The sequence below is a fragment of the Eoetvoesiella caeni genome (assembly GCF_003315175.1).
In the GTDB taxonomy this organism is placed as follows: Bacteria; Pseudomonadota; Gammaproteobacteria; order Burkholderiales; family Burkholderiaceae_B; genus Eoetvoesia; species Eoetvoesia caeni.
In genome coordinates, this window is record NZ_QNRQ01000004.1 from 301032 (window position 1) to 315712 (window position 14681).

At 53.8% G+C, this 14681-nt stretch carries 13 protein-coding genes; 6 read left to right on the forward strand and 7 right to left on the reverse strand.

Features of this window, described 5'->3' with window-relative positions; genetic code table 11:
• Positions 1 to 2: 2 nt before the first annotated feature.
• From DFR37_RS10295 to DFR37_RS10305, 3 genes are all read right to left on the reverse strand, one after another.
• Positions 3 to 1865, reverse strand: coding sequence for a copper resistance system multicopper oxidase (locus DFR37_RS10295; RefSeq protein WP_113933150.1), 1863 nt, complete (start codon positions 1863 to 1865; stop codon positions 3 to 5).
• A 170-nt stretch (positions 1866 to 2035) separates the two neighbouring features.
• On the reverse strand, positions 2036 to 2608 hold the full coding sequence (locus DFR37_RS10300; RefSeq protein ID WP_113933151.1) for a protein-disulfide reductase DsbD N-terminal domain-containing protein: 573 nt from the start codon (positions 2606 to 2608) through the stop codon (positions 2036 to 2038).
• A 113-nt stretch (positions 2609 to 2721) separates the two neighbouring features.
• Complete coding sequence (locus tag DFR37_RS10305) at positions 2722 to 3012, reverse strand: DUF2933 domain-containing protein (RefSeq protein ID WP_113933152.1); 291 nt, start codon at positions 3010 to 3012, stop codon at positions 2722 to 2724.
• Between the two features lie 303 nt (positions 3013 to 3315).
• On the opposite strand from DFR37_RS10305, the gene DFR37_RS10310 reads away from it, so the two are divergent.
• Positions 3316 to 3516, forward strand: a complete 201-nt coding sequence (locus DFR37_RS10310) for a heavy-metal-associated domain-containing protein (RefSeq protein WP_113933153.1) — start codon at positions 3316 to 3318, stop codon at positions 3514 to 3516.
• Between the two features lie 90 nt (positions 3517 to 3606).
• Here the strand turns inward: DFR37_RS10310 and DFR37_RS10315 are convergent, their stop codons facing one another.
• Positions 3607 to 3942: a four-helix bundle copper-binding protein gene (locus DFR37_RS10315; RefSeq protein ID WP_113933216.1), complete on the reverse strand. Its 336-nt coding sequence runs from the start codon at positions 3940 to 3942 to the stop codon at positions 3607 to 3609.
• Positions 3943 to 4222: 280 nt separating this feature from the next.
• Between DFR37_RS10315 and DFR37_RS10320 the strand changes: the two genes are divergently transcribed.
• Complete coding sequence (locus DFR37_RS10320) at positions 4223 to 4906, forward strand: heavy metal response regulator transcription factor (protein ID WP_113933154.1); 684 nt, start codon at positions 4223 to 4225, stop codon at positions 4904 to 4906.
• Between the two features lie 3 nt (positions 4907 to 4909).
• Complete coding sequence (locus DFR37_RS10325; RefSeq protein WP_113933155.1) at positions 4910 to 6316, forward strand: Cu(+)/Ag(+) sensor histidine kinase; 1407 nt, start codon at positions 4910 to 4912, stop codon at positions 6314 to 6316.
• A 186-nt stretch (positions 6317 to 6502) separates the two neighbouring features.
• On the opposite strand, the gene moaA is transcribed toward DFR37_RS10325, so the two are convergent.
• From moaA to DFR37_RS10340, 3 genes are all read right to left on the reverse strand, one after another.
• Positions 6503 to 7603: a GTP 3',8-cyclase MoaA gene (gene moaA, locus DFR37_RS10330; RefSeq protein WP_113933156.1), complete on the reverse strand. Its 1101-nt coding sequence runs from the start codon at positions 7601 to 7603 to the stop codon at positions 6503 to 6505.
• Positions 7604 to 7687: 84 nt separating this feature from the next.
• The gene (locus DFR37_RS10335; protein ID WP_113933157.1) at positions 7688 to 10180 is read right to left on the reverse strand and encodes an arsenate reductase (azurin) large subunit; all 2493 of its coding nucleotides are present in this window, start codon (positions 10178 to 10180) and stop codon (positions 7688 to 7690) included.
• A 16-nt stretch (positions 10181 to 10196) separates the two neighbouring features.
• Complete coding sequence (locus DFR37_RS10340; protein ID WP_113933158.1) at positions 10197 to 10727, reverse strand: arsenate reductase (azurin) small subunit; 531 nt, start codon at positions 10725 to 10727, stop codon at positions 10197 to 10199.
• Positions 10728 to 10792: 65 nt separating this feature from the next.
• Here DFR37_RS10340 and DFR37_RS10345 point away from each other — a divergent pair, with 65 nt between their 5' ends.
• Genes DFR37_RS10345 through DFR37_RS10355 form a run of 3 tightly spaced genes read left to right on the forward strand, consistent with a single transcriptional unit; the run spans position 10793 to position 14675 of the window.
• Positions 10793 to 11800, forward strand: coding sequence for a substrate-binding domain-containing protein (locus DFR37_RS10345; protein WP_242341785.1), 1008 nt, complete (start codon positions 10793 to 10795; stop codon positions 11798 to 11800).
• Positions 11797 to 13293, forward strand: coding sequence for a sensor histidine kinase (locus DFR37_RS10350; protein ID WP_113933160.1), 1497 nt, complete (start codon positions 11797 to 11799; stop codon positions 13291 to 13293). Before DFR37_RS10345 ends, DFR37_RS10350 begins: the two co-directional genes overlap by 4 nt.
• Positions 13290 to 14675 (forward strand): sigma-54-dependent transcriptional regulator, encoded by a 1386-nt coding sequence (locus DFR37_RS10355; RefSeq protein ID WP_113933161.1) that lies wholly within the window; start codon positions 13290 to 13292, stop codon positions 14673 to 14675. The genes DFR37_RS10350 and DFR37_RS10355 overlap by 4 nt, the downstream gene beginning before the upstream one ends.
• Positions 14676 to 14681: the final 6 nt, after the last annotated feature.

Genomic DNA, 14681 nt, shown 5'->3' on the forward strand with positions numbered 1-14681 from the left:
CTTCATGCCACCACCACTTCGCGAAACATCCCTGCATCCATGTGCAGCATCAGATGGCAGTGCCATGCCCAGCGTCCGAGCGCATCGGCGGTCACTAGAAAGCTGATACGCTGCGCAGGCTGCACCGGGATGGTGTGGCGCCGGGCCTGAAATTGGCCGTCCGGCGTTTCCAGTTCACTCCACATGCCGTGCAAATGCATGGGGTGCGTCATCATGGTGTCGTTATGCAAGATGACCCTGACGCGTTCGCCGTAACGGAAATGAACCGGGGTTGATTTTCCGAACTCCACGCCATCGAACGACCAGGTGTAGCGCTCCATATTTCCGGTTAGGTGCAGCTCGATTTCACGTTCTGCGCCGCGCGGATCCATTGGGCCACCCACGGTGTGCAAATCGGACAGCGTTAGCACGCGTCGGCCGTTATTACGCAGCCCAATGCCGGGATCGTCCAGGTTGGTGCGCGGCATATCGACCCGCATATCAATGCTGGGCCCATACTCGGTCCTGGCGTGGCGTACTTGGGTGCTGGCGCCGGCAGCAGACATAGCGCCATGGTCCATGCCTGACATACCTGCGTGATTCATACTTTGCATGCTGCCGTGATTCATCCCAGCCATATTGCCGTGGCCCATTCCGGTCATGCCTCCATGGCTCATGCCACCGGACGATTGGCTAGCCGCGCCATGGCTCATTCCTGCCATGCCCCCGCCCATAGCGCCCATCATGTCCGCCATGGTCAACCATTCCACGGGGTCAAGCGCCGGCACTGGCGCTTCGAGACCAGCATGCGTGGCTAGCGTACCGCGCGCGTACCCTGTCCGGTCCATTGCTTGCGCATAAACGGTGTAAGCGTCGTCCTTCGGTTGTACCACTACATCGTAGGTTTCCCCGGGCCCGAATCGGAACTCGTCTACCGTAACGGGCTCCACATTGACCCCGTCGGTTTGAACGACAGTCAACTGAAGGCCTGGGATGCGTACATCGTAGAAAGTATTAGCCGCGCCATTGATAAAGCGCAGCCGCACCCGCTCTCCAGGCCGGAATAGCCCCGTCCAGTTGCCCGCCGGCGTCGTACCATTCATCAGGTAGGTCAGCACGTTCGCGGACAGATCGGCCAAATCCGTGGGGCTCATGCGCATCTCGTTCCACATCTTGCGCTTGTCGATAGCCGCTTTCAAACCCATCTGGGAGGCGTCTTGAAAGAAATCGACCGCCGTGGGCTGGTTGTAGTTGTAGTAGTCGCCCTGCATCTTGAGCTTGGCCAGAACCCGCATCGGATCCTCGTCGGTCCAGTCAGAGAGTTGGACGACATACTCTCGATCAGCCCGTATGGAGTTAATCTGTGCCGGGTCGATAATGATCGCCCCATAGACCCCGGTGGCCTCCTGCATGCCCGAGTGCGAGTGATACCAATACGTGCCGCTTTGCTGTACTTTGAATTGATACGTGAACGTTTCGCCCGGCGGAATTCCCGCGAAACTAATCCCGGGCACTCCGTCCATCTGAAACGGCAGGATGATGCCGTGCCAATGGATTGAGGTGGTTTCGTTCAGGCGGTTCTTGACGCGAATAGTGACGGTATCGCCTTCGCGCCAACGCAACGTGGGCGCCGGGAGCGAGCCATTGACCGTCGTCGCCATACGCGGCGTACCAGTGAAATTCACAGGTGATTCATCGATCTCCAGATTAAATTCGGTCCCAGTCAGTATCGCCGCAGAACCCGTACTAGTTCGGCCCGATTGCATTCCAGCGGCACGGGCAAATGGCGACAAGCCCAGCAACACGCCGCCGGCCACAAGGCCTTGCACAAAACGGCGACGAGGTATGGCCGGGAGGGGAACCGCTAGCGTAGTTGAGCGTTTCACGCGGGGAAATCCTGTAATGAATCGTTGATCGGAGCTTCGTCTGCCGCATTCTGGGCGAACCGACAAATTGCTATTCCTAACTTTAATCAAGTACGGCTGTCACACGAATGACGGCTCCATTACTTTTCTGTAATCTACAATTCGCGGCGGATTTCATTTGCGGACTCTGTTTAGCGCGATACGAGTGGTACAGACAGCGTCTTCTCTATCGGTGGATAGCAGACGCCGGTGGGATCGTTACAGCCTTGATAGGACGCTTGCAGAATCAGCGCCTCGAAAATGGAGCCGGCTGGGCGATTCAACGTAATCGGGATCTGGACGGACCCGTAGTACACCTGGACCTGACCGAAGGTGGGATCATCCTTGACCTTACCTTCAGGTAGCACGACGTTCTTGATCGCTGCGGCGGACGACTCCTGAAGATCAAACGCGATCCTGTCCCGGTAAAGATAATAGCCGTCTGCTGCAGTGAGCGTAGCGACTAGCGTATCGGCCTTGCTGGCCCTTACCGATACTTTGAACGCTTCGTCTGGCGGCAGCAGCTCTTGGTCAGCACCCTCGTCACCAAACCAACCGCGAAAAGAATCGAAGATCCCCTGAGTCGGGGAGGCGGAGCTTGAGGCGGTAATACTCGTGGGGCTGGCAGCTACTGCCGAGACTTTCGCCGTACTAATTCCAGGTAGCCACGCCAGTGCCAGTACGAGCAGGGCTGTCAACAAACGAATAAAATTCACTTCAACCACTCATCATCCAGAACATCATGATGCCCATGAAAACGAAAGCCAAAATAGCGACCAACCCAATTGCCGCTAGTACTAGGATGACTATTCGCGTGAGTCTGGTTCTCATGGTCTGCTCAAGCATCAAAGCGGTTCGCTGGAGCTGGCGGACGTGAGTGCCCGCCAGCATTAGTCCCTTCCGGTATTTGTGCTTGAGTGGGTCCGCCGTTCTTTGAAGCGTTGTCGCTGTGGCACGACTGCATGCCTTTCATCATGAAAAGCATCATCAACGGACAAATCAGAAAGAATAAGAATGGGCTCACCGTAGCGATCCACTCCCGCGCGACAGGCAGGGCCGCATACGCCACCGCAATCAGCGCGGCCAGCCCAAGACCGCCTTTCAACATCGTCTTCACATCGCATTTCATTGTCGGCTCTCCTTTTACTTGCGCCACTGGAATTCAGTCTAGGAACGAGCCTACTGTAACGGTCCGGCGCTGTCAGAAAGGTTGCGCGGGCATTACATCTTTGTCATCTATAAAAAGAACGCGACGGAGGCAATGGATTTGTTGCGATATGTATAAATCACCACATCACTTCACCCTGTCCGAGGCAAAGTCCGTTCTATTTGCAAGAGGCGGCAAAAAACACCATAACCGTTGACATTGCCACTATGGGAATGTTTATCCTGTAGTTTATTCGGTTGGATGAATTACCAATAGAGGGAAAAAATGATTCAGTTTGAAGTGAACGACATGACCTGTGGGCACTGCGTGGGCGCCGTTACGGCCGCTGTCAAAGACGTTGCACCCGAGGCTGTCATTTCGGTTGACCTGGCCGAGCGCGCCGTACGCGTGGAGGGGGTTCCCGACGCGGACGTAGTAGAACAAGCCATTCGCGAGGCAGGGTACAGCCCGTCGCGTAAAGCTTAAAAGGCCAAGGTGCAATGATGCGCCCCGGCCTCAATTTTTTTCGTTGGCCCGCACCGCTGGTGAGGGCAGCGATCCTGCTTGCTAGGCCCCTCAGGCCATCTGCGCCATCCGCCTGCACTCTTCAGCACATCTGCGGCAAGCCTCAGCGCAGCGCTGGCAGTGATCCATTTGGTGTTTTGCGCATTCATCACCGCAAGCTTGGCAGACATCCGCGCACAGACGGCAAAGTGCTTGGGCGAATTCACTGCCCCTGGCCATATAGCTGGCGGCCAGGCGGCAAATTTGTGCGCAATCCATATCGAGCTTTATGCACCGCGCCATGGCTTTGACATCTTGTTCCCCCAGGCATGAGGCTGCGCAGTGGTCGCACTCAGTCGCGCAGGCATAACAAGCGTCTATGCAGGATTGAAACTTTTCATGAGGCATATCGATCTCCAACAAGGTTGAGGTTTGATCATCATGTGGCACCGTCATGCGGGCCACTTCCCTCATGCAGCAACTTGGATGCCTTACCGGCAGCAATTTGCTTATAAATGCTAGCATTTTCGTTCAAACTCAGCCGTGCCCATGACGGCTTCTACCGTAGCATTACAATTTTGTAATGTCGGCGTCATGTTGCCGTCAGCGCCATCGCACTAAAGTCTGACAATGGACGGCAGAACGCTCTTCCTTTCGCGATAACCGATGGACCTACAGGATCGAACCCATGAAGTTGCTGCTGGTCGAAGACGAGACCAAAACCGGTAATTACGTACGCCAAGGATTAGTAGAGTCTGGCTTCGTTGTGGACCTTGTGCGCACTGGCTTGGATGGGCATCATTTGGCCCTGACTGGCTCTTATGACTTGATTATCTTGGACGTTATGCTGCCCGATGTGGACGGTTGGCGTATCGTCCAGGCTCTACGTGATGCGAAATCGTCGACGCCGGTATTGTTCCTGACTGCCCGGGATAGTGTGGAAGATCGCGTCAAAGGGCTGGAGCTGGGCGCAGACGATTACTTGGTAAAACCGTTCGCTTTTTCAGAGCTTCTAGCGCGTGTACGTACGTTATTAAGGCGGGGCGCCGCTCCTGCCTTCCAGGATCAGTTACAGATCGCTGATCTCGTTCTCGATATTCCTCGACGCCGGGCTCAGCGCAAAAGCGTGCGTATTAATCTTACGAACAAAGAGTTTGCCTTGTTGGAACTCTTGGTGCGCCGGCAAGGCGAAGTACTGCCTCGCTCGTTGATTGCTTCCCAGGTGTGGGACATGAACTTTGACAGCGACACCAATGTCATTGATGTCGCGATCCGACGCCTACGCGCCAAAATCGATGACGATTTTGATCCTAAGCTTATCCACACGGTACGTGGCATGGGTTACATGCTCGACGTGACGCTCCCCGAATAGTTGATGAAAAGACGGCCGGCATCCCTAGCTGTACGGCTTACCGTTTCTATTGGGGCGGTCATAACAGTCGTACTACTCACATTCGGCTGGATCGTAGAGCGGTCAATCAACAACCATTTTATTCAGCAAGATGTTGATGAACTGAATGCGGTCGTTCAGGCCTTAAAGCACACGCTAGCCACGCTACCGACTGATATAGCACGTGCCGAGTTGAATCAGCGGCTTGCCAATGCCGTGTCCGGCCACCATAACGCTCAATATCGTATCTCCTCGGACTCCGGTGCGCTGATCTATGCTACGCCGGGATCCAATTTGGACAGGTTTGCTCAAATCGCCCAGCCTGTAGAGAAAATCACTATTGACACGGTTGGCATATGGCAAGATCACGGCGAGACGTTTCGAGGAGCTGTACTACGGACCGGAACAGACAGTTTCCCTGCGCGGAGCACCTTAACCATCGCCGTGGCCACGGGCATCAATTTCCATCTGCACTATCTGGACAGCTTTCGGGACTACCTCCGAATCATCACGGTGGCGGCCTGTCTCATTGCGATTTTGGCCACATGGCTCGCCGTGCACCAAGGCCATGCACCGATACGGCGCATCAGCCGCGAAATCGGAAAAATCAGGTCGGATCAGCTGCATATACGACTCGAACCACACGCCGTTCCTACTGAACTGGTCGGGCTTGCAATGTCTTTCAACGGAATGCTTGAGCGGCTTGAGGACGTCTTCCGCCGTCTCTCCGATTTTTCAGGTGACATCGCGCACGAGCTTCGAACCCCCATCACGAACCTCAAAACCCAAACTGAGGTCGCGCTTTCTCAGTCCCGCAGCGTCGAACAGTACCGGGAGATCCTGTATTCGAACTTAGAAGAGTACGAGCGCATGGCGAAAATGCTTGGTGATATGCTGTTTTTGGCGCAAGCGGATAACAATCTACTCAAACCCGAACTCGTTGAAATCGACCTTCAGGCCGAGATGCGGATCCTTTTCGACTACTTTGGCGCCTGGGCCGAAGAGCGCGAGGTGGGCTTAAAGCTTGTGGGGCCACGGGGTTGCATCATCGGAGATCGGCTGATGATACGCCGGGCATTGAGCAACCTGTTATCGAACGCGATTCGATACACGCCTGCAGGAGGCACCGTTACAGCAATCTTCGAAGTCGAATCTACGAATATCAGGCTTTGTGTTCAGAACCCCGGTCCCGTCATACCTCCCGAACACATCACACACATTTTTGAGCGTTTTTATAGACCTGACGCATCGCGACAGCGTACTGGTGAAGGCGCAGGCCTTGGCTTAGCGATTGTTAAATCGATTGTGGAAGCACATGGGGGAAAGATTAGTGCACGCTCGACTGCTGAGGCGACAACATTCGAGATATTGTCACCAGCAACGAAATGTTGAGCATACGTCAGAGTTCGGCTACGACGTATGCTCAACATCAGCTACATCAGCGCGGCAGCCTTCGAAGGGATAGCCGCTTTTCACCACTGGCCGGAAACTCAGGAAACGCACCCCTAGTTCGAGCATGCAAAGTGTCGTTCGCATGCTCGAACGCAACGGTGTCCAGGACACCGAAAACGGGTATACCTATCCACCAATATGGCTCATTTCGACTCGTGGCGAATATGTAACAGGACTAAATCCCCGCGCTTCTGAATACCTATCTGTCCTTTGGATCCATACGGATGCGACTTTTTCACGTAAGGCATCATCGTCGTCCGACTCACGTAACAAGGCTCGCAAGTCCACACTCTGCTGGCCGAATAGGCAGAGATAAAGCCTGCCGTTCGATGCTAACCGGGCTCGAGTGCAATCCCCACAGAATGGCTGGGTCACACTAGAAATCACTCCGATTTCCCCCTGGCCATCTACGTATCGCCAACGCTTAGCCACCTCTCCCTTAGCAGAAGGTGACACGGGCTCCAACGGAAAGTACCGATGCAACAGAGCTATGAGCTCTGACGACGGATATACCGCACTTCTGTTCCATTGATTGGTATTTCCCACGTCCATAAATTCGATGAAGCGCAAGATGTGGCCGGTGCCACGAAAATACTTGGCCATGGGGAGAACTTGGTCATCGTTGACGCCGCGCTTGACCACCATATTGATTTTTATGGGAGCAATACCTGCAGATCTTGCAACCTCAATACCCTGCAGCACGTCATCGACGGTCCAGTCAGCGTCCGTCATTCTCTGGAATACCGCGTTATCTATCGCATCCAGACTTACATTCAAGCGCTTGACACCTGCTTGCGCAAGGCTTTGTGCCTTACGCGCTAGCAAGGCCCCATTTGTGGTCAATGAAATATCAACAGGGCGCCCCTCGGTTGTTGTGAGCGCCACAAGCCTTGAGGCCAACATGTCCACGTCTTTGCGCAGTAGTGGTTCGCCACCTGTGATACGGATTTTTTCTACTCCTAAACTCACGAATACTTTGGCAGCCCGCTCGATCTCTTCGTGAGTCAATAGCTCACTGCGCGGAAGAAACTGAAAATCTTTCCCGAACACCGACCGTGGCATACAGTAGGTACATCGAAAATTACATCGATCGGTGACGGAGATACGCAGGTCTCGTAATGGCCTCGCATGTTGGTCCAGTAAGATAGGCTCGCTTGGGGCCACATCGCCTTTGACTACTGCCGGTATACGTATTGGGCGATGGTCATGCAATAAGTGTTCGTTCATGCTTGGCTTTATCGTTTTTTCAAAAAACCCCGCTTTAAGTTTTCATAAAGCAGGGCGGCATACGACTAATCGAAGTACTCCTTTTTATGCCGGCTTGGGCATCGCAAATCGACGGTCTTTAAAGCTGACCGTTCGTTTGAACTCTTCGACGGTGCCGGCCTTACGAATGTTGCCCCATGTGCCCTTGTAATAAGGGATTATGTTTCGATCAGTCCAATCCGTGGTTACGTCGCCTTGAATGCCGTTTACGTAACCGAACAGCATGAACGTCTGGCCGCGCTTGATCTGTGCGACTGGATACACCATGGCATACGTGGAACCGAAGTCGTTATAGACTTCCACGATGTCGCTGGCCGCTACACCGAGCTCCTGGCAATCATCGGGATTAATCTCGATGTAGGCCATGGGATAGCGCTCTTGGGCGAAGCTATTGTATTGATCGTGATAAGCGGTTTGCCATATCTCATTGTTTCGCCCATTGTTGAGCCAGAACTTATATTTTTTCTTTTGAGCCGCAACGGTTTCAGGCAAACCATTCCATGGTGCGGGCAGAAAATGCGCTTTCCCGTCCTCTGTGTCGAACTTTGAGTCGGTATAGAGCATCTCTGTGCCTACAAACTTTCCATCGGTATAAGACTTGACGGGAAGCTGTACGCCGTTATTGCCGGTGGCCCGCAGACGTTCATAGGTAACCAGATGGCCAGAGTCGCCGCCTTGGCTATCGATCTTCGGCGCTCCTGGCTGACCCGCTTGACGGAATCCATCATTGAAGGCATCTTCTTCCGTCTTCCAGTCAAAACCATTGAAGCGCTCGGTCATCGCCGAGTTGCCTTCTTTCTCGTAAAGTGCGCGTACTGTATTGGCGATCTTTGCCGCAATGAGGCAATCGGCCATCGCAGAACCTGGAGCATCCATAAACTTCTCGGATAAACGAATACGCCGCTCTCCATTCATCGACGTCAGGTTGATCTCTCCAGGATGTGCTGCCGGCAGCAATAGATGGGCGGCTTCGGCAAGCTTGGTCGGGTAAAGATTGATGCTTGCGACAAATAACCCGCCCTTCTCTGTTGCCTGATAAATGATATCAACCATCTCTTCGGTGCTGGCCCCTCGCGCCTTTTGCATCGCCTCTTTGACAATGGCTGATCGCTTTAGTACCGCTTCTCGCAACGCTTGCGCATTATTGCTGGTCTGAAAGTTATTGCAGCCCCACCAGGTCATCATGCGACCTTTGCCCTGGATCAGCTCTTGGTCGATATAAATCTTTGTGTCGCCTGGGTAGGGCGGCCGAGTGTAGCCTTCTTGGTGACCACCCATGCGTACGCATCCTGTACCGCGACGGCCAACGTTATGGGTCGCTATAACCAGGCTGAGCAGTGCCGACTGAATGACGTAATTGTCATTGCCCCAAATGATGCCTTTTTCATAGGCGTGCATACTGCGCGGCATCTGGCCTGTCTTCTTAGGCTTATACGACCATTCCGCCGCCATTTTGAGATCCTCGAGGGGCACGCCAGTAATCTTGCTGCACTCCTCAAGTGATAGGCGGTTGGTCTGTACGGCCGAATCGAATCCAGATGTATGCTGTTCAATGAATGGTTTGTCTATCCAGCCCTGCTCCACCACATAGGTAAAAAGGCCATTAAACAGAGCCGTGTCCGTGCCCGGTTCAATCGCCAAATGCAGCACACGCTCCTTGCCTGCAACCTGGCGCGCAATGGCGATGGACGGCGTTTCGCGGGGGTCTACAAATATGATCCGTGTCGGGGGCAACTCCTCATCGGGAAACCGTTCTTTCTTCTTGCCACTGGTTTGACCATAGAGGTTTGGCACCCAATGTTGAAGGAAGTAATTGGTTTGCGACTCGTAAGGATTATTGCCTATGGACCAAAGCACGTCCGCGAACTCCGCGTCTTCGTAAGCATTATTTAGCTCGCCGATGCCCATGTCACGGGTGGCGTGACACTCAGAGTTATACGCGGGGCGATTGTGGATGCGAACCATGGGGGTTTGCAATGCCGAGAACATCAGCTTGCCAGTACCCCATGTATTCTCAAACCCGCCGCCAGCCCCACCGTGATCAAAACAGGAAAACACAATGCCTTCCGGTCCATCCTTATCCAGCGTTTTTTTGAGCAACCCGGCGTAGAGCGCCATGGCTTGATCCCAAGAGGTATCCACCCACTGATCGGCAGCATATAGACGCGGCTGCTTGAGCCGATCCTTGCCATCGCCTTCAGGGGTGTACATATACGTTGCCATCCGGCCACCGCGGGTCGAGCTTAGCCCGCCATTCACGACACACTCCTTATCCGGCAGGATCATGATGTTGTGGCGACTGCCATCGTGCTCGGTAATGACGTTGGTCATGGCTGGGGTCAGCGTGGTGGCATATGGCGGCAGCTGCTGACGAAAATCTAGGCCCAAGGCGTTGTCTTGGGGCGCTCGACCGCCCTCTTTCTGTTCGGGCCACTTATACACGTGATAGCCGCAGCCGACGATACAGAAATGACAGGTCATATTTGTACGCTGGGCGTTTACTGGCGGCAAGGTGATGCGATCTTTTTTGGCTGGCATGACATTTATCTCCGAATTAAATTATGTTGGCTTGACGTCCATAGATCAGCCCATCGACCCCAACGGCTGAAACGGTGTCAGTGGCTTCGTCATACCGCAATAGAACGCGCGGGAGATTCTCTGTTGCCTGTCCGCAAATCATCTGGCCTGCCTTCTCTGCGTCGAACTCGCTGAAATGACATGGGCACTTGAACGTTTTAGTGTTGTTGTCATAGATTGTCGGGCAGCCCATATGGGTGCACAGGGTGCTATACGCGACAATATCGCGATCAGGGCCGACTCCTCCTGGGACAGGGGATCCCAGTTTGATCGCGGTACATGGTGAGCGTTCGTCGGGATAACTGAATGAGAGCGGAGCCTCAACCGTCAGCTTTTGGGCAGCCGTGACGGCTTTGCTCGGATAATCCAACGTAGTTTTGGAGGGGTCGGCCGGCGATGCCTGAGCATTGGCACTCGTGAATGGCACCAAGGTAGCGGCCGCTGCGACACCGCTGCCTCCACTGAGCTTAAGAAAACCGCGTCGATTGATAGTCGTAGAGTCGGACATGGGGGCAATTCCTATTGAAACAATGAACGGTGGTCGGTAACCTGTATATTGATTACGCAATACGCGTGCCAACTATCAACTCACGTCAGGTACGCTCGGAGAAGACAAGAATGGTGGGATTTCGGAGACCAAACGGTAACGTTCTGAGTGGCGATCAGAACCTGTCGTTACCGAACGGTAACGTCCGTCGTCGTCTGCTTACTGCTGGCGTTGCCGCAGTGGGTGCACGCGTGGCTCCTGCATGGAGCCGGGAAGCTGATCAGGCCACCCTACGAATTGGCACCACGGCCGTTTTTCTCGACAATCAGCTCCAGCTATTGGACATTTGGCGCGCTGATCTGCAAGCAACGCTGGGCCAAGCAGTGCAATTCGTACAGCGACGAAGCTATCGAGAGATTGTTGAGCTTTTGCTACGTGGTCACATTGATGCCGCCTGGATTTGCGGTTATCCCTACGTGCTTAATTCAAATCAGTTGCGCTTGGTGGCTGTACCCCAATACAAGGGAGCACCCTTGTATTGTTCTTACTTAATCGTTCCGGATAGCGATCAAAAAACGAAAGCCATTACGCGACTAGAGGATAAAGTTTTCGCCTATAGCGATCCCTTATCTAATTCAGGGTTTCTCATTCCCCGCACGGAGCTATTGGCTCGCCATGAAGATCCGTCAACTTTCTTTCGCAAGTCATTCTTTACTTTTGCTCATCGCAAAGTGGTGCAAGCGGTCGCTGCCGGGCTGGCAGATGGTGGTGCCGTAGACAGCTATGTGTGGGATACGATTATTGCCCAGTTTCCAGCCTGGGCCTCTGGCGCGCGCAAGGTATGGCAATCTCCCGAATATGGCTTCCCACCTCTGGTGGCACGTAAAGAAATGCCTGCATCAACCTTCGACGCATTGAATGCCGCGCTTTTGCAAATGCATGAACGCAACGATGGGAGAATGATACTTGGCCGACTCGCTCTTGATCGATTCGTGAACGGCACGGATTCTTTGTATGATGGCATCAGAAAGCTGAACCAGACCGCTGGAGCGAGTACGTTGGCCGTGGAGGCCGACTCGATGAGTGCGAAATGAGCTCCTTCAGTTGGCGTCGTCCATTTCGCCACATGAGCTATCGATACAAGGCTCCCTTAGCATTGGCCGCAGCCATTCTGGCCACAGAGCTCGTGGTGACAGCAACCTTCGTACAGACGTCGTATTCGGCAATGCGCCAGGATATGCGCCAAGGGGCACAAGCCCTTACTCGCATGCTGGCCTTATCAGTGCGCGAACCACTTAGACGCGATGATCTTTGGCGTGCGTATGAAGCCATTCGAATTCCGGTCGATGCAACAGGCCCCGTCTCGGGCGTGCAAGCGATCATCGTTCTGGATCAAGATTTCAACGTATACGCAGCATCCGACCCTAAACACTACCCGATCTCGACATCGCTCGCTGCGCTACCTGATGAGCTGACGCACGCAGTCGCCGCACTTCGCGATCCGTCGCAGTCGTTTTATTTTCGATATTCGGGTTACTTTTCTCAAGTCCCAGGGGTTGCGGGAACCGCCGTTCGGTCCGACGACGCAGGCATCGCCGGATACGTGTTGGTTTCATACGATGTAAGCGCTTGGCGGCAGCGTGTTTCAGACCTTCTCGTTCGTGTATTTTGGATCAGTATTCCCGGGATTCTTCTGTTGCTGCTAATAGGATGGGTTTGGGGCAATCAAGTCGCCCAGCCATTGCTTTCACTGGCAAAAGCAATGAAACGCGTAGGCCGCGAGCCACTGACCCGCATTCGGCATTCCTTGGATACGACAGGCACCGATGAGATAGGCGTGCTGGGCCAGCAGTTTTCAGGCATGCTGAACGAGCTTGAAGCCAAAGAAGCGCTTGAGCGCGAGATGGTGGCCGCCGAACGGCTGGCGGCGGTAGGCCGGGTCGCCACTGGCGTTGCGCATGAAATTAATAATCCACTTGGCGGGATGATTAATGCGCTTGACACGCTCCAGACGCACGGAACGCCTGACAAACTGACCACCAAGACCGTTGAATTGGTGCGTCGCGGGTTGAGCCAGATCCGTCATACGGTGGGGGCATTACTTGTGGAGGCACGACTCGATGCCTCGCGAATGTTGCCGGCCGATTGGGAGGATCTACGTACGCTCATTGAGCCTGAGCTCAAGGCGCGGCACGCCAGATTGCTATGGGATGTTCAACCCAATCTTGCCGTTGACTTGCCCGCCCACTCAGTACGGCAACTGACGCTTAACCTGCTTCTTAACGCGAAAAATGCTGTCGAGCCAGAAGGCAGTGTGAGTTGCTTGGTTCAGCGTACTACCGAATCGCTCACTATCGAGATATCCAATTCAGGACAGCATATTCCCGAAGCTGCTCTACCTCATCTTTTCGAGCCATATCCCGTAGAGCCAACACTGAACCGTAATTCACATGGCCTCGGTTTGTGGGTGACATATCAGATCATTACGCAGTTACGCGGTACGATTGAAGTAAGCAGTGAGCCGGGGTTCACCCGCTTTACGGTTACCCTTCCTTTAAATGCACCGTCTTTGGAAGCTCAAACATGACTGGTCCTCATATTTGCCTGATCGAAGATGATCCCATCATGGGCGAGTCTCTGGTTGAACGCTTTCAATTGGAAGGCTTCAGGGTGGATTGGCATCTTGGCGCTTATGCGGCACGAGCCGCCATACTTGCGAATGACTACGCAGTGGTCCTCAGCGATGTGCGGCTTGCTGATTTGGATGGTGACGCGCTGTATCGGCAGATGCTTGAGGACGGCCATAGCCTTCCACCCTTCATTCTTATGACGGCATATGCCACTGTTGAGCGCGCCGTAGACATGCTCAAGCTGGGGGTGCGGGATTACGTAACGAAGCCCTTCGACCTGCCCCGCTTAGTGCAAACTATTCGAGAACTAACCGTCAACCATGACGTAAATACACACATGCCGGACGAGAATATTCTGGGGGTTTCCGCTGCCGCCCAAGAATTAGCCCAGCTTGTACCTAGAATTGCCGGGCGAGCGTCGTCGGTACTTATTACAGGAGAGTCAGGGGTTGGCAAGGAGGTTCTTGCCCGGCTTATTCATCGCAAAGCCGACTCAACCAGCATCGAACGTCCGTTTGTAGCGGTTAACTGTGGGGCGGTAGCCCCCACGCTGGCTGAAGCGGAGTTTTTTGGCTTTGAACGTGGCGCTTTCACGGGTGCCGATAAGCAAAAGCGCGGTTATCTTGAGCAGGCCAACGGTGGAACACTGTTCCTGGATGAAGTGGGTGAACTCTCCCTTCCCTTACAAGCCACATTACTGAGATCCATACAAGAAAAACGCATCCGGCGTCTTGGCGCCGAGCAAGATATTGCAACGCAATTCGACCTGGTGTGTGCAACGAACCGTGATCTGGAAAGTATGGTCAAGGAACGTTTATTCCGAGAAGATTTGTACTACCGAATCAATGTTGTCACTTTGCATGTCAAACCCCTTAGGGAGCGCCCTGAAGACGTTTATTGGCTGGCACTGCGCTTTATCAGCGCTATGGCGCAGCGTCTGAACGAGTCTCCCAAGTCCTTGCATCCGCTCACGCAATTGCGGCTACAAGAATATTCGTGGCCAGGCAACATCCGCGAGTTGCACAACAGAATCGAGCACGCCTGTTTGGTCAGCCCGAACGCAGTTCTACTTCCTAACGATATTTTCGCCTCTGATTGGCAACGAACCGTGCCCCAGCAGATACCCTTCCCCGGTGAGGGTACTGCCCTAAATATTTATCAAAATGCTTGCGAACGGCTATATATTGAAGAAATGTTGCTACGTTATGAGGGCCGTATCACCGAAACAGCCAAGGCGCTTAAGATTTCGAGAAAAAACTTATGGGAAAAAATGAAGCGGCATAACATTGAGTTCGTACGCCTGGCGACGGCGACAAAACAAAGCGCACAACGTGGTTAGGCTCTG